The following is a 22,323-nucleotide window of genomic DNA, read 5'->3' as shown; positions in this document are numbered from 1 at the left end:
CCCGGTCTTCGTCAGCTGGCGTCGGCGTGCCCGTCGGACGCCGGAAGGAGCGCATCCATGGCCGCTGTCGGTCGCCCCCGCCGGTCCTGCCTCGCGGTACCGGGATCCAGCGTCAAGATGCTCGGCAAGGCCCAGGGCCTCCCGGCCGACCAGGTCTTCCTCGACCTGGAGGACGCCGTGGCGCCGCTGGCCAAGCCCGACGCCCGCAAGAACATCGTGGCCGCGCTCAACGAGGGCGACTGGGCCGGCAAGACCCGGGTCGTACGCGTCAACGACCTCACCACCCCGTGGACCTACCGGGACGTCATCGAGGTCGTGGAGGGCGCCGGCGCCAACCTGGACTGCGTCATGCTGCCGAAGGTGCAGAACGCCGGCCAGGTGCAGTGGCTCGACCTGACCCTCACCCAGCTGGAGAAGACGCTCGGCCTGGAGGTCGGCCGGATCGGCATCGAGGCGCAGATCGAGAACGCGGCCGGCCTGGTCAACGTGGACGAGATCGCCGCCGCGTCGCCACGCGTGGAGACCATCATCTTCGGTCCGGCCGACTTCATGGCCTCGATCAACATGAGGTCGCTGGCGGTCGGCGCGCTGATCCCGGACTACCCCGGCGATCCCTACCATTACATCCTCATGCGGATCCTCATGGCCGCCCGGATGCACGACAAGCAGGCCATCGACGGCCCGTTCCTCCAGATCCGCGACGTGGACGGATTCCGCGAGGTGGCCAAGCGCTCCGCCGCGCTGGGCTTCGACGGCAAGTGGGTGCTGCACCCCGGCCAGATCGACGCGGCGAACGAGGTCTACTCGCCGGCCCAGGCCGACTACGACCACGCCGAGCTGATCCTCGACGCGTACGAGCACTACACGTCCGAGGCGGGCGGCAGGCTCGGCGCCGTGATGCTCGGCGACGAGATGATCGACGAGGCGTCCCGGAAGATGGCGCTGGTCATCGCGGCCAAGGGCCGGGCGGCCGGGATGACCCGCACGTCCTGGTTCACCCCACCCGCCGAGTGAACGCGCGCGTGCCGTCCGGGACGCCCCGGACGGCACGACCGCGCTCAGGGCTGGTTCGCCGCGTAGACGATCGCGATGATGATGCCCGCCGCGGCGAGCAGCGCGATGGCCGTGGAGACCCAACCCATGATGATGCCGGCGGTGGCCATGCCCTCGCCGCTCTCGCCCCGTTCACGGATCTGCCGCTTGGCGATGTGACCGAGGATCGCGCCGACGACACCGATGATGCCGCCGACGCCGTAGCCGCAGAGACCCATGATGCCGGTGATGCCGACGACCATCGCGGCGACCGCCATCCCGTTGGTCTGGGGCGCGGGCGGGTAGCCGTAACCCGGGTAGCCCGGCGGGTAGCCGGGCGTGCCGTACGGGGTGGCGGCGGGCGGTTGCGGCGCGGCGGCGTACGGGTCGACCGGCGCGTACGGGTCGACCGGGCCGGGCTGGGTGGGCACCGGCTGGCCGGTGAACGGCACTGTCGGGTCGACCGGCGGGGTCGACGGCGGACCCGGTTGCTGAGCCGACCCCGCCGGATCGTTCCAGCCGGACGGTGGGGGATAGGTCATGCGTCCTCTCCATTGCGTGAAGGTGCCGTCAGGGTAGCCAGCACAGCGCAAACCCGATGACCTGCGCCCCGGGTGCCGCGTTGCCCTGACCGGCCGGAACGGGCAGGATCCCAGGCATGGCCATCGACGCGCGCGCCGCGGACCGTTCCGGCAGCCGACCGAGGAGGGACGCCAGCCGTCCGGTCTTCGCCCGGCGCAGCCGTGCGTCCGCACCATCCACTCTGGCCGACGTGGACGAACCCGCCGCGCTGCCCGAGCCCGTGACGATGCGGCTGGACGGCCGGGTCGCCCTGGTCACCGGGGCGGGCAGCCCGGACGGCATCGGTTACGCGACGGCCCGGCGACTCGCCGATCTCGGCGCCCGGGTGGCCATCGTGTCCACCACCCGGCGGATCCACGAGCGGGCCGAGGAGCTCGGGGTGACCGGCTTCGTCGCCGACCTGACCGACGAGTCGGAGGTGGGCGCCCTGGCCGACGCGGTCGCCGAGCAACTCGGCGACGTCGAGGTGCTGGTCAACAACGCCGGCCTGGCGAGCCGGGCCAGCCCGGAGGTGCTCCGGCCGGTCGCCCAGCTCACCTACGACGAGTGGCGCGGCGAGATCGACCGCAACCTGACGACCGCGTTCCTGTGCAGCCGGGCGTTCATCGGCGGGATGGCCGAGCGTGGCTGGGGGCGGATCGTGAACCTGGCCGCCACCGCGGGGCCGGTCAACGCCCTGCCGACCGAGGCGGCGTACGCGGCGGCCAAGGCGGGCGTCGTGGGTCTGACCCGCGCGCTCGCCATGGAGGCGATCGCCGACGGGGTGACGGTGAACGCCGTCGCGCCCGGCACCATCTACACGGCGGCGTCCACAATGGCCGAGATCAAGCAGGGCCTCGGCACGCCGGTCGGCCGGCCGGGCACACCCGACGAGGTGGCCGCCGCCATCGCCTTCCTCTGCTCGCCGGCCGCGTCCTACATCACCGGGCAGATGCTCGTGGTGGATGGCGGCAACAGCGTCCGCGAGGGCCAGTTCCGCTGACTCCGCCGGTGGCGGCGCCCGCCGCGCGACCGGTCAGTAGGTGGTGTTGTTCACGCCGGTGAGCAGCACCACCGCGATCCAGCCGCAGCAGGCCAGCAGCCCCAGGCCGGTGAAGACGTAGCTGAGGATCAGCCCCCAGGTGGCGAGCTGGTCGCCCTCCTCGCCGCTGGTGCGCAGCTGCCGCTTGGCCAGGTGGCCGAGGACGATGCCGGCCGGCGCGAAGACGAACGCGAAGATGAGGGACAGGATCGCGAGGACGTTCGTGCGGACCGGGCCGGTGGGTGCGGGACCGTACTGCCCGTAGGGCGGCTGCGGGGCGTACGGCGGCTGGTGCCCCCACTGCGGCCCGGGCGGGTAGCCGCCGCCCGGCTGCCCGAAGGGCGGCTGGTCGGGTGCGGGTGGGGTCGGCTGGTCGCTGGGCGGGCCGTACGGCGAGCGCTCGGGTGGCGGCCCGAACGGTGACGGGTCGTCCGGGGGCGGTGCGTAGGGCGAACGATCCGACGGGGGCTCGTACGGCGACGGAGGCTGCTCCCGGCCGGACGGCTCGGACGGGTCGGGCGGCGGCGGGTTCGTCACGGTCTCCTCCTCCTGCCGGCGCTGGTCGTGAGCCCTCTTGCCGGACGCTACCCGCAGCGGTGAACCTTTTCACAGCGGTTGTGTGGACTGGTCACCTTGGCCTCGCCGCCCCGGCGACCGATACTGACCGAGCGTTCAGTTACCCATGAGTAATGCGCCGACCCCGGAGGCTCACATGGCTCGACTCGCCCAGACGCCCGGCCTGACCGATGTGCAGCGGTCGATCCTGGAGACCGTCCGGGAGTTCGCCGACAAGGAGATCATCCCGCACGCGCAGCGGCTCGAGCACGCCGACGAGTACCCGACCGACATCATCGACGGGATGCGCGAGATGGGGCTCTTCGGCCTCACCATCGCCGAGGAGCACGGTGGGCTCGGTGAGTCCCTGCTGACGTACGCCCTGGTGGTCGAGGAGCTCTCCCGGGCCTGGATGTCCATCTCCGGCATCGTCAACACCCACTTCATCGTGGCGTACCTGATCTCCCAGCACGGCTCCGCCGAGCAGAAGGCCCGGCTGCTGCCGAAGATGGCCACCGGCGAGGTGCGCGGCGCCTTCTCCATGTCCGAGCCCGAGTGCGGCTCCGACGTCTCCGCCATCAAGTCCAGGGCGGTCCGCGACGGCGACACCTACGTCCTCAACGGCCAGAAGATGTGGCTGACCAACGGGGCGTACTCCTCGGTCGTCGCCACCCTCGTGAAGACCGACACCGGGGCCGACTCCGTCTACGGCAACATGAGCACCTTCCTGCTGGAGAAGGAGCCCGGCTTCGGTGAGACCGCCCCCGGCCTCACCATCCCCGGCAAGATCGAGAAGATGGGCTACAAGGGCGTCGAGACCACGGAGATGATCCTCGACGGCGTGACCGTCCCCGCCTCCGCCGTCCTCGGCGGCGAGGAGAGGGTCGGCCGCGGCTTCTACCAGATGATGGACGGCATCGAGGTCGGCCGCGTCAACGTGGCCGCCCGCGCCTGCGGCATCTCCATCCGGGCCTTCGAACTCGCCGTCGCGTACGCCCAGCAGCGCCACACCTTCGGCCAGCCGCTCGCCCGGCACCAGGCCGTCGCGTTCAAGCTCGCCGAGATGGGTACGAAGATCGAGGCCGCCCACGCCCTCATGGTGAACGCGGCCCGGCTCAAGGACGCCGGCCAGCGCAACGACGTCGAGGCGGGCATGGCCAAGCTGCTCGCCTCCGAGTACTGCGCCGAGGTCGTGCAGGAGGCGTTCCGCATCCACGGCGGCTACGGCTACTCCAAGGAGTACGAGATCGAGCGCCTCATGCGCGAGGCACCCTTCCTGCTCATCGGCGAGGGCACCTCGGAGATCCAGAAGACGATCATCTCCCGCGGGCTGCTCAAGGAGTACAGGCTCTGAGGCACTACGCCGTGCGCAGCAGCCGCAGCTGACCGATCTCCGCCACGTTCTTCATCAGCTCGGCATTGACCCAGGCGACGGTGTGCGCGGCGGTGTTCCCCGAGTCGGGCGGCCAGGGGAAGCCGGTGGCGGCGCCGAGGTCGGCGTCGGCGAAGCCGTCGAGGAGCGCCAGCCACTCGGCGCGCAGCCCTCGCAACCAGGAGACCGTCGCCTCGCCGGGCCCCGGCCACCCGACGTCCTCGCGCCGCCGGGCGGGTCGCCCGCGCAGCTCGTCGATCGCCACCGACCACCACCAGCCGACATGCCAGGTGAGCCAGGCGATCGTCGGCACCGGAACCGGGTCCGGTTCGGTGTCCGCCCAGTCGGGTGTCCACCCGCCGTCGGGCTTCGGGTGCAGCGTCCAGCAGGACCCGGCCGGCTCCCAGAGGAAGTCACCCGGTTCGAGCCGTTCGAGGTGGTACTCGAACAGCGACCAGGTCAGGTCGAACTGCCAGCGTAGGAGCGTCCGGGGCGGCGGGGGCATCCCGGATGATGCCGCCGGCGTGCCGTCCGGGCGACCGAATTTCAGCCCCGCCGGGTGAGAGCGCCGACCGCGCGCTCCACGGCCAGGCAGCGGTCCTCGACGTAGTCGACTCCCGCCTCCTCGGCGATCCGCCGCGCCTCCGCCGACACGATGCCGAGCTGAAGCCACACGGCCGGCGCACCGATCTCGACCGCCTGCCGCACCACCTCCACCGCGTCCTTCGCGGGCCGGAACACGTTCACGAGGTCCACCGGGTGCGGAATGTCGGCCAGTGACCGGTAGACCCGCTCCCCGAAGAGTTCGTCGGCCGTCGGGTTGACGGGGATGATCCGCCAGCCGTGCCGCTGCATCTGCAACGGGACGCTGTGCGCCGGTTTGAGGGGGTCGCGGGACGCGCCGACGACGGCGATCACGGCGGATTCGGCGAGGATCTGCTGAGCGGTACGCACCCGGCGACTGTAGCTCCGGATGCCGGGATCCGCCGGCGCCGGTCAGAGCAGGGTGAGCTGCTCGGCGGCCGGGGGTGACGACTGCGGCAGGTCGCGGTTGTCGCCCCGCTCACCCCGGTGCAGACCGTGCCGGCGCGCGGCGATCCGCACCCGCGCGGTCAGCTCCCGCTGGTAGGCCTGCGGCGCGTAGGAGCCGGCGCGGTAGAGCTCCCGGTAGCGGGGCACCAGGTGCGGGAACTCGCGGGCCAGCCAGTGGGCGTACCACTCCCGGGCGCCGGGGCGCAGGTGCAGCGGGATGGCTGTCACACCGGTCGCCCCGGCCGCGGCGATCGCCGCCACCGTGGCGTCGATCGACTCGTCGTCGTCGCTGAGGCCGGGCAGGATCGGCGCCATCAGCACGCCCACCGAGAAGCCCGCGTCGGTGAGCGCCCGCACGGCGTCCAGCCGGCGACGGGGGCTCGGGGTGCCCGGCTCGACGGCACGCCAGAGCCGCTCGTCGACGAAGCCGACCGAGTAGGAGATGCCGACCCGGGTGACCTCGGCGGCCTGACGCAGCAGCGGGAGGTCGCGCAGCAGCAGGGTGCCCTTGGTGAGGATCGAGAACGGGTTGGCGAAGTCGCGCAGCGCGGCAATGATCTGCGGCATGAGCCGGTAGCGCCCCTCGGCCCGCTGGTAGCAGTCCACGTTCGTGCCCATGGCGATGTGGGCACCCCGCCAGCGCGGCGCGGCCAGCTCCCGCCGGACCAGCTCACCGGCGTTGACCTTGACGATCACCTTCCGGTCGAAGTCGGCCCCGGCGTCCAGGTCGAGATAGGTGTGGGTGTTCCTCGCGAAGCAGTAGACGCAGGCGTGGCTGCAGCCCCGGTAGGGGTTGATCGTCCACTCGAACGGGACGCGCGAGGCGCCCGGCACCCGGTTGATGATCGACTTGGCCTGCACCTCGTAGAACGTCATCCCCGTGAAGCCGGGAGTGTCGAAGGTGCGGACGGTCGCGCCGGGCAGCGCCAGCGGCAGGGGTGGCGTCGCTGGCGCTGCCCGCTCGGGAGCCCCCTCGGCCGGGGGAGCGGCGAGGTTGTCCCAGCGCATGGCCAATATTCGAACACACGTTCTAGCGCTGCGCAACCCGGCTCGCCCGGCCGGCGCGATGGTGCCGGGCGAGAGTGAGTGCCCGAGCCTGGCGGTGACACGGTGTGTCGACACGCACCGTAGGTGCGGCGGAGCGGCGACCGACCCGGGCTTCCCGCGCTTTGCTCTGCACCTGCTGGTGCACCACCCCGCTGACCTCGCTGGACGGTCCCGGCGCCGCACGGCGGCGTGCGGTGTCACCACGCAGGGTGACCGGTGCAGATCGGGGTGCAGAGCAAAGGGGGGCGAGGGGTGGGGCCGGGGCGACGTCCTCGTCACCGTCCGTGTCCAGGCCCGGCGTGTGCCCCGCCACCTCAACGTTCCGGCCGCGGCCCGCGGGTGGAGGATGGAGGCATGGAGACGTCGACGTTCGTCTACGACGGGGACTGCGCGTTCTGCACCCGCTGCGCCGAGTTCATCGAGCGCCACATCCCCACCTCGGCCCGCGTGCTGCCGTGGCAGTTCGCCGACCTGGCCGCGCTGGGCCTGACCGAAGTCGAGTGCGAGCAGGCCGTCCAGTGGGTCGGCGTCGACGGCGTACGGGCCGCCGGCCCCGACGCCATCGCCCGGCTGCTCGGCGACAGCGGGCCGCTATGGCGGGTTGCCGGTGCGGGGCTGCGCCTCGCGCCGGTACGCGCCGCCGCCTGGCCCGCGTACCGCTGGGTGGCCCGCAACCGCCACCGGATGCCCGGCGGCACGGCGGCGTGCGCGGTGCCCACGGCCCGGCAGCACTGAGCCCCGTCAGCCGGGCAGCCCCGTGCAGGCGGTGTCGTCGACCGCGCAGGCGGTCGGTGCGGAGCTGACGGGCGCGCCGCCCACCCGGAACGTCACGCGGGCCGAGCCCCGGCCGGGTAGCGGAGCGGTCCCGTCGGGCACGAACGTCCAGGTGGCGCCGTCGCGGCTGGCGCGCGCGCCGGTCACCGCGCTGACCGTGAGCGACTCGCGGGGCAGCGTGACCACGAGTGTCCAGTCCGGGGCTGGGGCCGCCCCCGGGTTGTTGATGGTGACCGCCGCCCGGTAGCTGAGCAGGGCGCTCTCCTCGATCGCGAACTCCGCCCGCAGCGGCACGGGGGCCGGTGCGGACGTGGCCGTGGCACTGCGCGACGGCGGTGCGATGGTCGGGCTCGGCGTTCCGGACGTGCGCCTCGGCGGGGGATGGGCGGAGGCGGCCGGTCGGGCCTCCGCACCCGGAGTGCCGGGGTCGGACGCGGCCGGGACGGGGGGTTGGGGCGGCGGGTCGAGGGCGACGGGCGCCAGGCGCTCAGGGGTCCGCAGCACGAGTACGACGGGTATCACGGTGGCGACCAGCATCACCAGCGAGGCGAGGAGCACGAAACGGGTGGCCGGCGACCCGGTGGCCAGACCGGCGACCGTGCTCCGGAGTGTCCTGGCGAACGCGACGATCCGGTCGAACACGATGATCGCCACGGTCCGTCGTGGCTGCGGCGGTGATGCCGGCACTACCTACTTCCCCCTTCAGATGGTCCGACGGCGCCGTCGGGGCGAGCCCGTCGCGGTGGGCCGCCCGTTCAGAGCGCGCGGAGCCCGGCGAGCAGCTCCCTGAGGAGTTCCTCGGAGGGCAGCTCCGCGAGCGTCGGCGGTTCGTGGGTCTCGATCATTCCGGCGGCGAGCAGGTCCCCGAGGAGCACCCGGACGGTGCCGACCGGCAGGTCCAGCTCCGCGCCGATCTCCGCCACCGACAGCGGCCGGACGCACATCTCGACGATCGCCGCCTGCTCGGGGAAGAGCCGCCCGGTCGCGGGCAGCGGACCCCGGGCGACGACCAGCGTGATGAGGTCGAACCGGCCCCGATCCGGGGCGGCCCGGCCCCCGGTCATGGTGTACGGCCGGACGACCGGCCCGGCGTCGTCGTCGTACCACGCCTCGTCAGCGGCGCCCGTCGGCTGCACCGATCTCCCCGCCCGTCGCAGTGGAGACCGGCTCCAGGTACACCGGCAGGTGCCGCTCGGCCTGCCCCACGAAGAGCGCCACCTCGTACGCCATGTCACCCACCTCGGCGTCGGCGCCGATGCGGACGGTGAGGATCGCGCCGTGGCGGGTGGTGGCGACGAAGAGGAACGCGCGTGCCATCTGCACGACGATCTGCCGCAGCGCGCCGCCGACGCAGACGCGGGTGGCGGCGAGCCCGAGCGCCTCCAGCCCGGCTACCAGGCTGGAGAGCTGCCCGGCCAGCTCGTCGTCGACGTCGCGGCTGGCGCCGAGCAGCAGCCCGTCGGGGGAGAGCACCACCGCGAACTCGGCGCCGTGCACCCGGTCGACCAGGTCGTTCAGGGCGTCGGTCAGGCCGTCGGCGGTGACCACTGGATGCGTCATGAGTGTCCTCTCGCTGCTCTGGGGACCGGTATCTCGACCGTGTCGGGCCCGACCCGGCCCGGCCCGGGCCACCCGTGCCCGGGGTGTCGGGTCCGCACCGGCAGCTCGCCGGCGGCGCCCGGTCCGGCGGCCGACCGCGCCGACGGGGCGGGCCGGTGGCCACGCGGTCCGGGCGCCGCGCCGTCCGGCCCGGTCTGCGCGACCAGGGTGCTCGGGAGCAGCACGGTCGCCGCCGTTCCGCCGCGGGGACCGGATTGCAGCCAGATCCGGGCACCGCACCGGGCGGCGAGCAGGGCAGCAGCGTACAGGCCGGTGTGGCCGATCGGGGGGCCCGCCGTCGGCGGATCGGCCAGGAGCCGGTTGGCCGCGGCGAGAGCGGCCGGGTCGAGGCCCGGTCCGTCGTCGGTCACGACGACGGCGTACCCGTCGACCCGCCGTTCGCCGGCCACGCGGACGGCGGTGTCGGCGGCCGAGAACGTCAGCGCGTTCTCGATCAGCTCGGCGAGCAGGTGGATGACGTCGGTGACCGCCGGGCCGGCGAGCGACCACGGCCAGTGCGGCGCGACGAGCACGCGCTGGTAGTCGGGGACCTCCGCGACGGCGCCGCGCGCCACGTCGAGCAGGGGCACCGGCCGGCGCCAACGCCGGGCCGGTCGGGCGCCGGCGAGGGTGACGAGCTTCTCGACGTTGCGCCGCAGACGGGTGGCGAGGTGGTCCAGGTGGAACAGCTCGGCGGTCTCCTCGGCGTTGTGCTCCCGGCGCTCCATCGTGTCCAGCAGGATGAGCTGTTCACGCAGCAGGGCCTGGTTTCGCTTCGTGAGGTGGAGGAAGAACTCGCGGGTGGCCGCCCCGGGGTCGCCGTCGTGCCGGTCCCGAGCGGCGGCGGGTTCCGGCGTCCGCATCGGAGGGACCGGTCGCGAGCGGTCACCGGGCGTGGCCACCGCGGGAGACGGTTGCGGCACCACGGGGACCGGCTCCGTCGTCGCGGCGTCCGGCCAGGGCGTTCCCGCGTGCTCGGGCGCGGCGGTCAGCCGGCGGAGGGTACGGGCCCCGGTGACAAGCAGCACGGGTAGCGCTATCAGGCCGAGTCCCAGCACCAGACCGGAGCGGGCGACCACCAGGGCGGCGCCGGGCGTGGCCCGCTCGACGCTGTCCCGGGCCGTGGAGCGGACCAGTTCGTGCAGCCCGGCCAGCGCGGGAATCGCCGCCGCCTGCCACTCCTCGGCGTCCGGTCCGGCGGGGTCGTCGCCGGGTCGCAGCAGTCGGTCCTCCAGACCGCGCAGCGCGGCGAACCGGGGGCCCTGCGTGAGGGCCGCGTAACTCTCCTGGTCACTCCCGGGCAGCCCGGCCACGGCCTCGGTGAGCGCGTACCGGCGAACGTTGACCAGCTCGGTGAGGCGGCGGCGGTCGTCGACGGTGACCCGACCGCCGGTGAGGGCACCGGTGAGCAGGGTGTCCTCCCGGGCGAGCAGTTCCCGGGCGCGGGCGAGCGCCACCACCGCGCGCGTCTCGGCGGCCAGATCGCTCTCCCGGGCGCCCCACTCCGGGCCGTAGACCGCGAAGGCGCTGTCGATGAGCTGGTCGTAGCCGCTGACCGCCTCGACCCGGCCGCTGTCCGCCTCACCGCGTAGTTGGGTCAGCGCGTCGAGTTGGCGGAGCAGGGTGTCGGCCCGGTCACGTACCGCGCCGGCGGTGAGCAGCCGCAGGTCGGTGCCGCCGGCGGCGTCGCGGAGCGCGGCCGTCGCGCCGTCGGTGGCGTTGCGCGCCTCGCCGAGCGCGGCCCGTTCCCGGGTACCGCCGGCGATCGCGCCCGCGGTGAGACGGCGTTCGGCCTGCAGGTCGAGGATCAACCGGTCGGTGGGCTGTCCGAGGGTCTCCGCCAGGGCCCGGATCCGCAGCAGGTCGGCGGCGTCGCGACCGGTCTGTACGGCGGCGTACGACCAGAGCGCGACCAGCACCACGGCGGCGGTCGCGAAGAGCCGCCGCAGCGGTGGGCGGCTCGTCGGCACGTGCGCGTTCACCGGGTCGGCCGTTCCGGCCAGGGCTGCCCGGCGGCGGTGTCCGGCCGGTGCGCCACGATGGTCCGCAGCAGGGCCAGCAGCTCCGCCCGGCTCGCGCAGTTGAGCCGGGACCGCATGCGGGCCACGTGGTGCTCCACGGTCTTCGCGGAGATGAAGAGCCGGTCGCCGATCTCCCGGTAGGTGAGGCCCGACAGCACCAACTCGGCGACCTCCCGCTCGCGGTCGCTGAGCCGGTGCGCCGCCGGCGCCGTGATCGCGTCCGCGACGGGACCGTCGCCGCTGCCGGAGGGCCCCTGGCCCGCCCGGGCTCCGGTGGGCCGTCCCTGGAGCATCCGGGCGCAGTCCAGCAGCGTGGTCATGGCCCGCCGGTCGGCGGTGCGGATGGCGGCCTGCCCGGCGAGGCGAGCGCCGTCCCAGCAGAGTCCCGCGTCGTGCAGGCCCCGGGCGGCGGCTTCCACGCGCACCGGGTCGATCACTCCGCGCAGCACGTCCACCCAGCTCGCGGCAGCCGCGGCCACCACACCGGCGTACCGGCTGTGTGGCGCGGCGGCGAGCAGCGCGGCCACGTGCTCGTCGGCGACGGCCGGTTCCTCGGTGAGGATCGCCGCGTGCAGGCCGCTCCAGTGCAGGGGTGCGCTCCACAGCGGCGGATCGCCGAGCCGGGCGAGCAGCGTGCGGGCCTGGTGCAGGTGCGGCGCCAGCCGATCCAGTTCGCCGAGGCGGGCGCCGACGACGGCCAGCTCGCCGAGGGGGAGGAGCGTGAACAGGTCCACCGGGTGGCGAACCACCGCTTCCAGGGCGTGCCCCCAGCGGCGCTGGAGCGCACCGAGGTCGCTGTTGCGCCGTGCGATGCCCAGCTCCAGCGCGGTGGCGAAGAGCAGGTCGCGCGACTCGAGCGGCCGGCCGCGGCCGACGACCGTGCCGAGGCGGTCGAGGGCGTCGGCGGTGCGGCCCCGGACCATCAGGATCCACGCCTGGAGCAGCCGGTGTCGGCGGTACAGCAGGGGACCGCCGATGCCGGTGGCCACCGCCCGGTCGAGCACCCGCTCGGCGATGTCGAGTTCACCGCAGTGCACGGCGGTCAGGGCGGCGAGCGCGGCCGGGCTGTCCGGCAGCAGCACGGCCCGTCCGTCCGGCTCCAGCAGCGCAGCCGCCTGCACCAGGGTGGACAGCGCGGCGGTGGGTGCGCCCGCGATGCTCTCCCGCACCCCGTCGGCCATCAGGCGGGCAGCGCCGGCGTGCAGGGTGGGCGGCCCGTCGTGGTCGTCGGCACGGCTGCCGGCCGGGTCGGTGGGATCGCCGCCGGCGAGCGCGCCGATCGCGGCGAACGCCGCGGCGGGGGCGGCGCCCGACCAGCGGTAGAGCTCCACGCTGCGGCCGACCTGGCCCCGGTGGGCGAGTGCCGTCGCGGCGACCAGTGCCGCCTCGCCGCGTTCCGTGGGGCTCGCGGAGGCGAGCAGCCGGTCGGCGAGGCGGAGGGCGGCGTCGAGGTCGCCGGCGAGCGCGGCGGCGACCGCCTGGCGGGCGGCGGCCGGTCGCCCCGCGGCCGCCGCCGCGGCGAAGAGCTCGGCCGCGAGCGCCGGCTCGGAGGTCAGCGCCTCTTCGGCGGCCGCCTCGAGCGTCCCGGCCGGGCAGTCGCCGACCACGCCGGCCGCGAGCAGCGCGCGGACCAGGGGCAGCACCGGGCCGCCCCGGGCCAGCTGCACCTCGCTGAGCCGGCGCCAGACCGCGGTGCGTTCGGTGGCCGGGCTGAGCGCGGTCACCGCCCGGCGTACCAGCGGTGCGAGGCGGCCGTCGGCGCCGAGCAGGCCGGCGGCCCGGGTCGCGGCGACGAGCGCGTCGACCTCGGCGGGCTCGCGGCCGAGGAGCGCCCCGAGCAGGTCCACCGGCAGTGGTACGCCGGCCGCGACGGCCAGCAGCAGCCGCCGGACGTCGGGTGCGAGGTCGTCGAGGTCGGGACCGAATTCGAGGACGACCCGCCGGGGCGGCTCGGTCACGCCGTCCGGCCGGTGCTCCTCCCCGCGCAGCGCCCGGACCAGCCGCTCGACGTCGCGGGGTACGCCGGCCGTCTGCGCGTGCACGAAGTCGACGAGGTCGGCGCGCCGCCCCAGCTCGGGTACGGCGGCGAGGTAGGCCGCGGTCTGCTCGCGGGCGAACGGGGTGAGCAGGACGAGCTGGCCCTCCCGCCGGACGGCGTCGGCCAGCTCGACCAGCGCGGCCGGCCGCGGCCAGGGCCGGTAGCCGACGACGAGCCGGTGCCGTCGTTCGGCGACGAGCCGGCGCAGCGTGCGGAGGCGGGCGTCGTCGAGCAGGTGCGCGTCGTCGACCAGGAGCACGGCGTCCGGGTCCACGGCGTCGGGCGCCTCCGGTGCGGACTCGTGCACCGCGATCCCGGCCCGCCGGTAGATCCGGGCGAGTTCCTGGAGGTAGGCGGTGCGACCGTGCCCGCCGGGGCCGGCGACCGCCAGCAGGAGCGGTCCGGTCGGCTCGGCGGCGACCCGGTCGAGCAGGGCCCGCGGCGCGGGGTCCAGCACCAGCCGGTGTCCGGCGAGGGCGCTCATCGTCATCGTGGTCATCCTTCGCGTCCCCGGCTCCGGCTCAGGACGAGGCGCGAGGGCCTCGGCAGCTCCAGCGGAGTGATCCGGACCGGCGGCCGGGGTGGCGGTTCACTGTGGACCAGGCGGTCGTGGTGGGGGCGTCGCTGTGCGGGCACGGCGGGCGCGGTGTCGCGGCGGGGCTGCCCGGCGGCGGGCGTCCGGGCGGGCTCGGCCGGCCGGGGCCGTGGTGACACCACCTGACAGGCGGCCAGCGCCGCGCCGGTGGCGGCGGTGAGTTGCGGGTCGGGTTCCAGCTCGACCGGCACCGGGAAGGCGGCGGTGAGCAGCTCGGCGACGAGCGGGATGCGGGTGGAGCCGCCGGTCAGCAGGACGGCGTCGAGGTCGGCCGGTCGCAGCCCCGCGGAGAGCACGGTGCGCGACAGCAGCTCCACCGTGGCGCGCACCACGGGACGGATCATCTCCTCGAACTCCGCCCGGGTCACCGGTACGCGGACGGGCCCGCCGGGCAGGGTGAGCACCACGTCGGCCTCGGTGCCGACGGTCAGGTCGCGCTTGGCCCGTTCGCACTCGGCGCGCAGGGCGCGCAGGGTCGCGTACGTCTCGCGCCGCCCGGCGGTGGCGAGTTCGCGGGCCAGCGCGGCGCGTACGTGTGCGGCGAGGGCCTCGTCGAAGTCGGCGCCGCCGACGTGGTCCAGCCGTTGCGGCAGCCCGAGGGTCTCGTACCGGCCGTGCGGATTGCGCCGGACCAGGGCCGCCTCGAAGCTGTCGCCACCGAGGGCGTAGACGGCCGCCGTGCTGCCGGCGTACCCGCGTGCGGCGTGGCTCTCGGCCACCGTGACGGTGCGTGGCAGCAGCGTCACGTGGGACAGTCCCAGCTCCCAGAGGGAGGCGTGCAGCAACTCGCGACGGTGCCGGCCCCAGCCGGCGGGGTGGCTGAGCACGACCGCCTCGGCCGGCTCGCCCTCCCGGTCGAGGACCCGCTCCACCACCCAGGTCGCCAGGACGGCGGTCAGCAGCTGGGGTGGGCAGGCCTCGCCGGCGAGCAGCAGGGGCACGTCGTCGCCGACCCGGTGCACGAAGCCACGGGCCGTGCGGGTGCCGTCGTCGGTGCCGGACTCGCCGACCACCAGGGTGCCGTCCGCGCCGAGGTGCAGCACCGACGGCACGGTCGCCGTGGCGGTGTCGAGGGCCACGACCTCGGGGCGGGACCAGCCGGCCCCGCTCCGCCGGGCCAGGGTGGCCGCGGTGGTCGTGCTCCCGATGTCTATCCCCAGGACGTACGCCATGCCATCTTCCTTCACCGCGAGTCGGCCGGCCGCGGGCCGCGGGTTTCCCGCGGAGTGAACGACCCACCCCCGGCGAATCCCCGTGGGCTCCTACGTTCGTACCAGAAGTAGCTCCGGCATCAAGACCCTAAATCTGGCCCGCCCGGCCCCCCCATTCCCCCTAACGGACGAGGGGGCGGCGACCCTAACCGAGCGGGTACGGATTGCGGGCCGATCCCCGATGACCGGTGCGGCCCGGTGCCCATAGCGTCGCTCTCGATCAGCGGCGACCGACGACGCACACATCCGAGGAGAGACCGGCACATGGATCAGACCCTGCACGACTTCGTGCTCAACCTGCTCACCGACCCCGACGCCAAGTCGGCGTTCGACCTCGACCCGGAGGGTGCGCTGCGGGCCGCGGGCCTCACCGACATCACCGCCGCGGACGTGCAGGACGTGGTGCCGCTGGTGGTCGACTACGCCCCGGTGCAGGGGCTCGCGCCGGTCGCCCCGGTGGTCGGTGAGCTCGGCGCCGAGCCGCTTGTGACGGACGTGACCGACGTGGTCGGCCAGCTGCAGACCGTCACCCAGCAGCTCGCCGTGACCAGCAGCTACTCCGGTGTGGACGTGAAGGCCGGCGTGCTCGGCACCATCGCGGTGGACCCGAGCGCGGTCGCCGTCGGGGCCACGGTGCTGCCCGGTGTGGGCGTCGGCGTCGGACCCGGCGGGATCTCGACCGACCTGACCGGTGTGCACGACGTCGCGCACACCCTGGACGCCGACGTGGTCGGCACCGTGGACTCGGTGGCGGACCCGGTGGTCGGCGACGTGACCAGCACGGTCGGCAGCCCGACCACCGTGCTCGACGCGACCGACCACGGTCTGCTCGGCACCCCGGACGGCCTGCTCGGAGGGACCCTCTCCGGCACCACGGGTCAGGTCGGCGGCCTCGTCGACTCGCTCGGCGTGGACGACACGCTGGGCGGGCTCGGGCTGCACGACGGCGGCAGCGGCGTCGTCCCGCCGCTCGACGTGCCGGGCACGGTCGGCGGCGTGACGCACCAGGTCGACGGACTTCTTTCCGGCGTCACCGGCACGGTGGGCAGCGTGACCGGTGGCGTCACCGACGGTGTGACCGGCGACGCCGGGGTCCACGGGGACGCTTCCGCGTCTCACGGCGGCGGTCTGCTGGGCATCACCGACGGTCTGCTCTGACCGCCCCCGGTCCGAGCGGGGAGGCCGGGTCGCCTACGGGCGGCCCGGCCCTTCCCCGTTCCCGGCCCCTCTTGATAATTGAGCCGAAATCAGCACACTTGGTGCGGTGATAGCGGGGATCTGGCTGGACGTGCTCGACGAGATCGCCCGCACGTGCCGCGAACACGGGCGTGGTGACCTGCTCCAGGCAGTCCGGCAGAAGCGCGCGCAACTGCTCGACCCGACGCTGCGCGTGCTGGTGGTGGGGGAACCCAACCAGGGCAAGAGCCAACTGGTCAACGCCATCGTCAACGCGCCGGTCTGCCCGGTGGGCGACGGGCGCACCACCGTGCTGCCGACCGTGGTGCAGCACGCCGACGCGGCGGCGGCCGCGGTCGTACAGGCGCCGCCGGCCGCCCCCGGCCGGTCCGCCACCGCGCTCGCGACCACCATGGAGCGCACGCCGGTGCCCGTGGACCGGATCGCGGCCGGTGTGGCCGGCACGTACGGCCGCCGGCCGGGTGGTGGCCCGGCGTACGTCGAGATCGGACTCCCGCGCGCACTGCTCGGCGCCGGTCTGGTCCTCGTGGACACACCCGGCAGCGACGAGGCGGGCGCGTTCGGCGCGGGCGCTCCCGTCACCGCACTGAACCGGGCCGACGCCGTGCTGCTCGTCTCCGACTCCACCCGGGAACTCTCCGTCGCCGAGCTGAACGTGCTGCTGCACGTCACCCGCTCCCACCCCAACGTGGTCGTCGTGCAGACCAAAATCGACCTGGTGCCGGACTGGCGGGCGGTCGCCGAGCGCAACCGGCGGCACCTGGCCGAGGCGGGTGTGCCCGCCACGCTGATCCCGGTGTCGGCGGCGCTGCGGCTGCGCGCGGCCGCCGCGGACGACCGCGCGCTCAACGCCGAGTCCGGCTTCCCCGCGCTCATCAGCCGGCTCCAGCGCGACCTCGCCGGCAAGGGTGACGTGCTGGCCCGGGCGGCGGTGGGGCTGACCGCCCGCACGGTGGTCGAGCAGCTCGCCGCCCCGTTGCGCGCCGAGCTGGAGAGCCAGCAGGCCGAGGAGCAGACCGGGCCGATGTCCCGGCTGCACGCGGCGCAGCGTGAGGTCGAGGAGTTGCGCCGGTGCTCCGTACGGTGGCAGAACACGCTCAACGACGAGATGGCCGACCTGCTCTCCGACATCGAGTACGACCTGCGTGACCGGACCCGGCAGATCCTGCGGGAGGTCGACGACGCGTTCGAGACCGCGGATCCCCTGGTCGCCTGGGAGACCTTCCAGGAGTGGCTGGCGCGCAGCCTCACCGAGGCGGCCGAGGCCAACCACGAGTGGCTGGTGCAGCGGTGCGACTTCGTGGCCCGGCGGGTGGCGGGCAACTTCGCCCGGTACGGCTACGACCTGCTGCCGCCCTGGTCGATGACCGTGCCGGACGACCTGGCCGAGCGGCTGCCGGAGATAGAACGCCCGAGCATCGACCGCTTCACGGCCAGCCAGAAGGTGATCACCGGTATGAAGGGCTCGTACGGGGGCCTGCTGATGTTCGGCCTGGCGATGACGCTCGCCGGGATGCCCATGATCAATCCGGTCTCGATCGGTGCGGGCGCGCTGTTCGGCGGCAAGAGCATTCGGGACGAGAGCAAGCAGCTGCTGCGCCGCCGGCAGGCCACGGTCAAGACGGCGGTCCAGCGACACGTCGACGACTTCTTCGTCCGGGTGGTGAAGGACTGCCGGGACGCGACCCGCCAGGTGCAGCGGATGCTGCGGGACCACTTCGCCGCGCTGACCGACGAACTCCAGGTGGGCATCGTCGAGTCCCTGCGTAACGCCAAGCAGGCCGCCGACACCGACGCGGCGGTGCGCGACCAGCGCCAACGGGAGATCAAGGTGAAGATGACCCGGCTGGCGGCGCTCTACGAGCAGGCCCAGCAGCTGACCGCCGCGCGGCCGGCGGCGGTGCCGCTGGAGCCGCGGGTATGACCGTCGGCCTGCGGCTCGACGAGGCTGTCTGGGGACTGCTGCACCGGGCCGTCGAGCTCTACCGGGACAATCCCCGGGCCACCGGGCACCTGCGGCGCCAGCTGGCCCGCCTGGAGGAGCCGTTGCGCCTCGCGATCGCGGGCCCGTGGCGGGCCGGCAAGTCGACGCTGCTCAACGCGCTGATGGGTGAGGAGGTCGCCCCGGTCGTCGGCGCCGACGGCAGCGGCGTGTTCACCTGGTACGAGGACGGTCCGCAGGCGTCGGCGACCGCGTACTCGGCCCAGCATCCGCCGCAGGAGCTGGCGATGGCGAAGTCGGCCACCGGGATGCGGGTGGACCTCGTCGGCTGGCGGGCCGGCGAGCTGAGCGACATCGTGGTGCGCTGGCCCACCCGGGCGCTACGGCAGGTGACCCTCATCGACACGCCCGCGATCGGCGGGCCGGGTGAGCACGGCCGGTCGCCGGTGATGGACCGGGTGCTGCGGGACGCGGACGCGGTGCTCTACCTGACGCGCGACGGCCGCCCGAGCGACCTGCGGGTGCTGGAGGCCGCCCGGGAGAGCGCGGTGGGCCAGGCCGCGCCGGTGAACGTGATCATGGTGCTGTCCCGGACCGACGAGACCGGCGGCGGGAAGATCGACGCGCTGCTCACCGCCCGGCAGCTCGCCCGGCGCCAGCACCGCGACCCGAGAGTCGACGCGCTCAGCGTGACCGTGGTGGCGTGCAGCGGTCTGATCGGGCTGGCCGGCCGGGTGCTCAGCGAGTCCGATTTCGCGGCGCTCGCCCAGCTGGCCGCGGTGCCCCGCCCGGAGCTGGAGGCGTACCTGCTCTCCGCGGACCGGTTCCTCCGCGGCGAACTGCCGGTGCCGGTGGACGCCGACGTACGCGGTGGCCTGCTGGACCGGCTCGGCCTGTTCGGGGTGCGGCTCGCCACGACCCTGGTCCGGACCGGCTGCGACAGCCGCGCCAGCCTCTCGGCGGAGCTGATCCGCCGCAGCGGTCTGACCGAGCTGCGCGAGTCGGTGCACCGGTTCTTCGTCGACCGGCGGGAGACCCTCAAGTCCCGCTCGGCGCTGGCCGCCGTGGAGGCGCTGCTGCGCGCCGAGCCCGGCCCGGGCACCGCCGAGCTGCTCGGCACCGTCGAGCAGATCCTCGCCGGCGCGCACGAGTTCCAGGAGCTGCGCCTGCTCGCCGCGCTACGCGACGCCCGGCTCGGGTTCGACGCCGAGCTCACCGCGGAGGCGCGACGGCTTGTCGGCGGGGACGGTGTCGGCCTGGCCGCCCGGCTCGGGGTCGAGCACGACGCCGGCGTGCAGCGGCTCTGGGAGGTCGCCGCCGACGCCCAGTGGCGCTGGCGGGACCGCGCCGAGGACCCCCTGCTCGGGCTTGCCCAACGGCGCGGCGCGCAGGTCGTCGTCCGCAGTTGCGAGGGGATGCTCGCCGAGCTGGCCGAGGGCGGTCGGTGACGAACGGTTCCACCGCCCGCGCAGCCAGTGGATCGGGCGCACCCGCTCCAGGGGGAGGAAGGCGGCCATCGCCGCCAGGTGCGGGGCGAACGAGATCGTGATGGTCGCGAACGTGACCACGTGGAACGAGTAGAAGAAGCCCACGGTGGCGAGCCGCCAGCGCTCGGGCAGCACGAAGACCAGGGGGCTGGCCAGCTCGAAGACGATGATCCCGAACTGGGCGACGATCAGCAGGTAGGGCACCTGCGCGATGAGGTCGGCCAGCTCGGTGCCCCGCCGGATGATCGCCCGGGCCAGCACCGAGCCGGTCAGCCAGTCCAGACCGCCGAAGCGCAGCTTCGCCCAGGCCGCCAGGAAGTACGTGCACACCACCGCGATCTGGGTGACCCGCAGGGCCCAGCCGGCCGCCTCGGCGCGGGTCTGGTCGCCGTGGCGGGCGCGTCCCGCGGTGGGGAGCACGGCGAGCGCGACGAGCAGGCCGAACCGGTCGTGGTCGACCTTGCCGTAGCTCATCGCGATGATCATCCACTCGAGGTAGAGCGCGAAGACCGACCAGCCGAGCAGCCGCGGCGCCCGTCCGGTCGCGGCGAGCAGCGCGAGCGCCAGCAGGGCCCAGAAGATCACCGCCACCAGCGTCGGCGTCGGTGTCGGCAGGTGCAGCAGCCGACCGATCAGCAGCGGCTGGTACAGCTCGCCGGGCACGCTCACCCGGGTGCGTACCCAGGGGGTGAAGAAGACCAGGTCGGCGGCGACGAAGAGGTAGATGAGCGTGCGGAAGGCGGCGACCCGCCCACGCGGCACCGGCTCGGTCAACCAGCGGATCATTGGGGCACCCGCCAGCTGACCACGGTCTCGTCGGTGTATCCGCCGGTCGGGCGGCCGGCCTCGATGCCGAACCAGCGGATCACGATCCGCACCTCGACGAGGTCGGGGGCGTCGGGGTGCCGTTCGGTGTACGCGTCGGCCACCTCGGCGAGGCGTGCCGGGTCGGTCACGTACCGGCTCTGCTGGCCCTCGATCTCGGCCCGGCGGATGCCGGTCGCCTCCTGGCCGAGGCTCACCACGGCGCCGGTGCGGTCGACACCCTCGACCCGCGTGTCGGGTGCGGGCGCGTTCGGCGGGTTCGAGGTGGCGTACATCCGGAACGGGCCGAACGGGAAGTCGTCGTCGCTACCCCAGAGCGTGCCGGCGAGCAGCACGGCGAGGCCGAGCGCCGTCGCGCCGACACGCACTGCCCGTCCCCGGCGGGTCAAGGTCTCCATCGGTTCGTGACCATACGGGAAGGAACGCCCGGTCCGGGTCCCACCGGCGGTCAGCGTCCCTCGACCGGTACGCCGACGGCCGGGCTCCCGAGGGGCCCGGCCGTCGGCGGTGCGGCTCTGCTGTCGCAGGCCTCAGTGCTTGTGCTCGGCCAGCTGTCGGCGGACGTCGTCCATGTCGAGGGCCTCGACCTGCTCGATCAGGTTCTCCAGCGCCGACTCCGGAAGGGCGCCCGGCTGCGCGAAGACGATGACGCCGTCACGGATCGCCATGATGGTCGGGATGGAGCGGATGTCGAACTTGGCGCCCAGCTCCTGCTGCGCCTCGGTGTCGACCTTGCCGAAGACGATGTTCGGGTGCTTCTCGGACGAGCGCTCGTAGACGGGGGCGAACCGCTTGCACGGGCCACACCAGTCGGCCCAGAAGTCGACCAGGACGATCCCGTCCTTGCCGGTCACCTCGTCGAAGTTCGCCGTGGTCAGCTCGACGGTTGCCATTTGCACTCTCCGATCACCGCGGATTACCTACGACCCGTAGAACCAGGGATGACCGCAACGCATTCCCGGCCCACCGCGGGCCAAACCGCCGCCGCGCCGGTCGCACCGCGGGTCATCGACCCGCGTCTGTCCGTAGCCGCCGTGCGGAACGCAAGTGCATGTCGCAGTTGCGTGACGCCTTGTGATGGGAGCGTTTCCAAGGAGATCCACACGATTGACCGGCGCGAATCGGTAACCGGGGGCTTGACAAGCCGCTATCCCGCAGTGGAGATCGCCTTTCGGGCAATCCCCGATTACTCACCGTAGTGTTACAAAAGAATAAATGTGATCCAGCTCTCTGTCCGAGCAGGACACGCGTACGGCAGAATCTTCCGCATCAGAGCGTGGGCGGCGGGTGCCGGGGAGGGCCCCGCCGCTCATTGCGTCTCCCCCCGGATGTGGCCGGTGTGACATTTCCGCCCGCCGCCCGACCCGAGCAGCGCCTTAACAATCGATAAGGCATGCTGTGCCGAACTCATCGCCCTCCGTCGAAGGGGACCAGGATGCAGTTCGGCCGCTACTACGAGGAGTTCGAGGTCGGCGCGGTCTACCGGCACTGGCCGGGCAAGACCGTCACCGAGTACGACGACCACCTCTTCTGCCTGCTCACCATGAACCACCACCCCCTGCACATGGACGCCCACTACGCCCAGTCGGCGACCCAGTTCAAGCGCAACGTCGTGGTCGGCAACTACATCTACTCGCTGCTGCTGGGCATGTCCGTCCCTGACGTCAGCGGCAAGGCCATCGCCAACCTGGAGGTGGAGTCCCTCCGGCACGTCGCCCCCACCTTCCACGGCGACACCATCTACGGCGAGACGACGGTGCTGGACAAGCGGGAGTCCGCCTCCAAGCCCGACCGGGGCGTGGTCTCCGTGGAGACCCGCGGCTACAACCAGGACGGCACGATGGTCTGCGTCTTCCGCCGCCGGGTGATGGTGCCCAAGCGGGAGTACGCCGCCAGCACGGTGCCCGAGGGCGTGGACCCGGAGCGGCCGAGCTTCCCCGACCCGCGCTGACGATCGGCCGCCCGCGCGGAGCCGACGGCCGCGCCGGGGTGA

21 protein-coding genes are annotated in these 22,323 nt (G+C 73.8%); 7 read left to right on the top strand and 14 right to left on the bottom strand.

What is annotated here, in order from left to right:
- Positions 1–57: 57 nt before the first annotated feature.
- On the top strand, positions 58–1,014 hold the full coding sequence (locus SM573_RS06550) for an HpcH/HpaI aldolase/citrate lyase family protein (RefSeq protein WP_474611554.1): 957 nt from the start codon (positions 58–60) through the stop codon (positions 1,012–1,014).
- Between the two features lie 44 nt (positions 1,015–1,058).
- Here SM573_RS06550 and SM573_RS06545 read toward each other — a convergent pair whose 3' ends face one another.
- The gene (locus SM573_RS06545; protein ID WP_474615688.1) at positions 1,059–1,574 is read right to left on the bottom strand and encodes a DUF4190 domain-containing protein; all 516 of its coding nucleotides are present in this window, start codon (positions 1,572–1,574) and stop codon (positions 1,059–1,061) included.
- A 116-nt stretch (positions 1,575–1,690) separates the two neighbouring features.
- Between SM573_RS06545 and SM573_RS06540 the strand changes: the two genes are divergently transcribed.
- Positions 1,691–2,596 (top strand): SDR family NAD(P)-dependent oxidoreductase, encoded by a 906-nt coding sequence (locus SM573_RS06540; RefSeq protein WP_474611556.1) that lies wholly within the window; start codon positions 1,691–1,693, stop codon positions 2,594–2,596.
- A 33-nt stretch (positions 2,597–2,629) separates the two neighbouring features.
- Here the strand turns inward: SM573_RS06540 and SM573_RS06535 are convergent, their stop codons facing one another.
- Complete coding sequence (locus SM573_RS06535) at positions 2,630–3,172, bottom strand: DUF4190 domain-containing protein (RefSeq protein ID WP_474615687.1); 543 nt, start codon at positions 3,170–3,172, stop codon at positions 2,630–2,632.
- 175 nt (positions 3,173–3,347) lie between these two features.
- On the opposite strand from SM573_RS06535, the gene SM573_RS06530 reads away from it, so the two are divergent.
- Entirely contained in the window at positions 3,348–4,544 is a 1,197-nt protein-coding gene (locus tag SM573_RS06530) for an acyl-CoA dehydrogenase family protein (protein WP_474615686.1), read from the top strand.
- A 4-nt stretch (positions 4,545–4,548) separates the two neighbouring features.
- On the opposite strand, the gene SM573_RS06525 is transcribed toward SM573_RS06530, so the two are convergent.
- From SM573_RS06525 to SM573_RS06515, 3 genes are read right to left on the bottom strand one after another with little or no spacing between them, the layout of a single operon-like run.
- Positions 4,549–5,067, bottom strand: coding sequence for a DinB family protein (locus tag SM573_RS06525; RefSeq protein WP_474615685.1), 519 nt, complete (start codon positions 5,065–5,067; stop codon positions 4,549–4,551).
- A 41-nt stretch (positions 5,068–5,108) separates the two neighbouring features.
- Positions 5,109–5,516 (bottom strand): CoA-binding protein, encoded by a 408-nt coding sequence (locus SM573_RS06520; protein WP_474611560.1) that lies wholly within the window; start codon positions 5,514–5,516, stop codon positions 5,109–5,111.
- Positions 5,517–5,558: 42 nt separating this feature from the next.
- Positions 5,559–6,602 carry an Rv2578c family radical SAM protein gene (locus SM573_RS06515; RefSeq protein ID WP_474615684.1) on the bottom strand — a complete coding sequence of 348 codons (1,044 nt, stop codon included), beginning with the start codon at positions 6,600–6,602 and terminating at the stop codon, positions 5,559–5,561.
- Positions 6,603–6,995: 393 nt separating this feature from the next.
- Here SM573_RS06515 and SM573_RS06510 point away from each other — a divergent pair, with 393 nt between their 5' ends.
- Positions 6,996–7,376, top strand: coding sequence for a thiol-disulfide oxidoreductase DCC family protein (locus SM573_RS06510; protein WP_474615683.1), 381 nt, complete (start codon positions 6,996–6,998; stop codon positions 7,374–7,376).
- A gap of 6 nt (positions 7,377–7,382) precedes the next feature.
- Here SM573_RS06510 and SM573_RS06505 read toward each other — a convergent pair whose 3' ends face one another.
- From SM573_RS06505 to SM573_RS06480, 6 genes are all read right to left on the bottom strand, one after another.
- Entirely contained in the window at positions 7,383–8,069 is a 687-nt protein-coding gene (locus tag SM573_RS06505) for a hypothetical protein (RefSeq protein WP_474611563.1), read from the bottom strand.
- Positions 8,070–8,170: 101 nt separating this feature from the next.
- Entirely contained in the window at positions 8,171–8,551 is a 381-nt protein-coding gene (locus tag SM573_RS06500) for a DUF742 domain-containing protein (protein ID WP_474615682.1), read from the bottom strand.
- Entirely contained in the window at positions 8,529–8,975 is a 447-nt protein-coding gene (locus SM573_RS06495; RefSeq protein ID WP_474611565.1) for a roadblock/LC7 domain-containing protein, read from the bottom strand. The genes SM573_RS06500 and SM573_RS06495 overlap by 23 nt, the downstream gene beginning before the upstream one ends.
- Entirely contained in the window at positions 8,972–10,996 is a 2,025-nt protein-coding gene (locus tag SM573_RS06490; protein WP_474615681.1) for a nitrate- and nitrite sensing domain-containing protein, read from the bottom strand. The genes SM573_RS06495 and SM573_RS06490 overlap by 4 nt, the downstream gene beginning before the upstream one ends.
- Complete coding sequence (locus SM573_RS06485) at positions 10,993–13,563, bottom strand: helix-turn-helix transcriptional regulator (protein ID WP_474615680.1); 2,571 nt, start codon at positions 13,561–13,563, stop codon at positions 10,993–10,995. The genes SM573_RS06490 and SM573_RS06485 overlap by 4 nt, the downstream gene beginning before the upstream one ends.
- Before the next feature lie 5 nt (positions 13,564–13,568).
- Complete coding sequence (locus tag SM573_RS06480; RefSeq protein WP_474615679.1) at positions 13,569–14,840, bottom strand: Hsp70 family protein; 1,272 nt, start codon at positions 14,838–14,840, stop codon at positions 13,569–13,571.
- Between the two features lie 303 nt (positions 14,841–15,143).
- Here SM573_RS06480 and SM573_RS06475 point away from each other — a divergent pair, with 303 nt between their 5' ends.
- Together SM573_RS06475 and SM573_RS06470 are read left to right on the top strand one after the other, a co-directional pair.
- On the top strand, positions 15,144–16,037 hold the full coding sequence (locus SM573_RS06475) for an IniB N-terminal domain-containing protein (protein WP_474611569.1): 894 nt from the start codon (positions 15,144–15,146) through the stop codon (positions 16,035–16,037).
- Between the two features lie 106 nt (positions 16,038–16,143).
- Positions 16,144–18,000, top strand: coding sequence for a dynamin family protein (locus SM573_RS06470; RefSeq protein WP_474611570.1), 1,857 nt, complete (start codon positions 16,144–16,146; stop codon positions 17,998–18,000).
- Positions 18,001–19,196: 1,196 nt separating this feature from the next.
- Here the strand turns inward: SM573_RS06470 and SM573_RS06465 are convergent.
- From SM573_RS06465 to trxA, 3 genes are all read right to left on the bottom strand, one after another.
- Entirely contained in the window at positions 19,197–20,291 is a 1,095-nt protein-coding gene (locus SM573_RS06465) for an MFS transporter permease (protein WP_474615678.1), read from the bottom strand.
- A complete protein-coding gene (locus SM573_RS06460; RefSeq protein WP_474611572.1) occupies positions 20,288–20,728 on the bottom strand; it encodes a hypothetical protein in 441 nt (146 codons plus the stop codon). Before SM573_RS06460 ends, SM573_RS06465 begins: the two co-directional genes overlap by 4 nt.
- A 132-nt stretch (positions 20,729–20,860) precedes the next feature.
- Positions 20,861–21,223, bottom strand: coding sequence for a thioredoxin (trxA, locus tag SM573_RS06455; RefSeq protein WP_474611573.1), 363 nt, complete (start codon positions 21,221–21,223; stop codon positions 20,861–20,863).
- 542 nt (positions 21,224–21,765) lie between these two features.
- On the opposite strand from trxA, the gene SM573_RS06450 reads away from it, so the two are divergent.
- A complete protein-coding gene (locus SM573_RS06450; RefSeq protein ID WP_474615677.1) occupies positions 21,766–22,281 on the top strand; it encodes a MaoC family dehydratase in 516 nt (171 codons plus the stop codon).
- Positions 22,282–22,323: the final 42 nt, after the last annotated feature.

The organism is Micromonospora xinjiangensis (genome assembly GCF_056150165.1).
The sequence above is the reverse complement of the archived record's forward strand: the minus strand, read 5'-3'. Positions and strand labels throughout refer to the sequence as shown.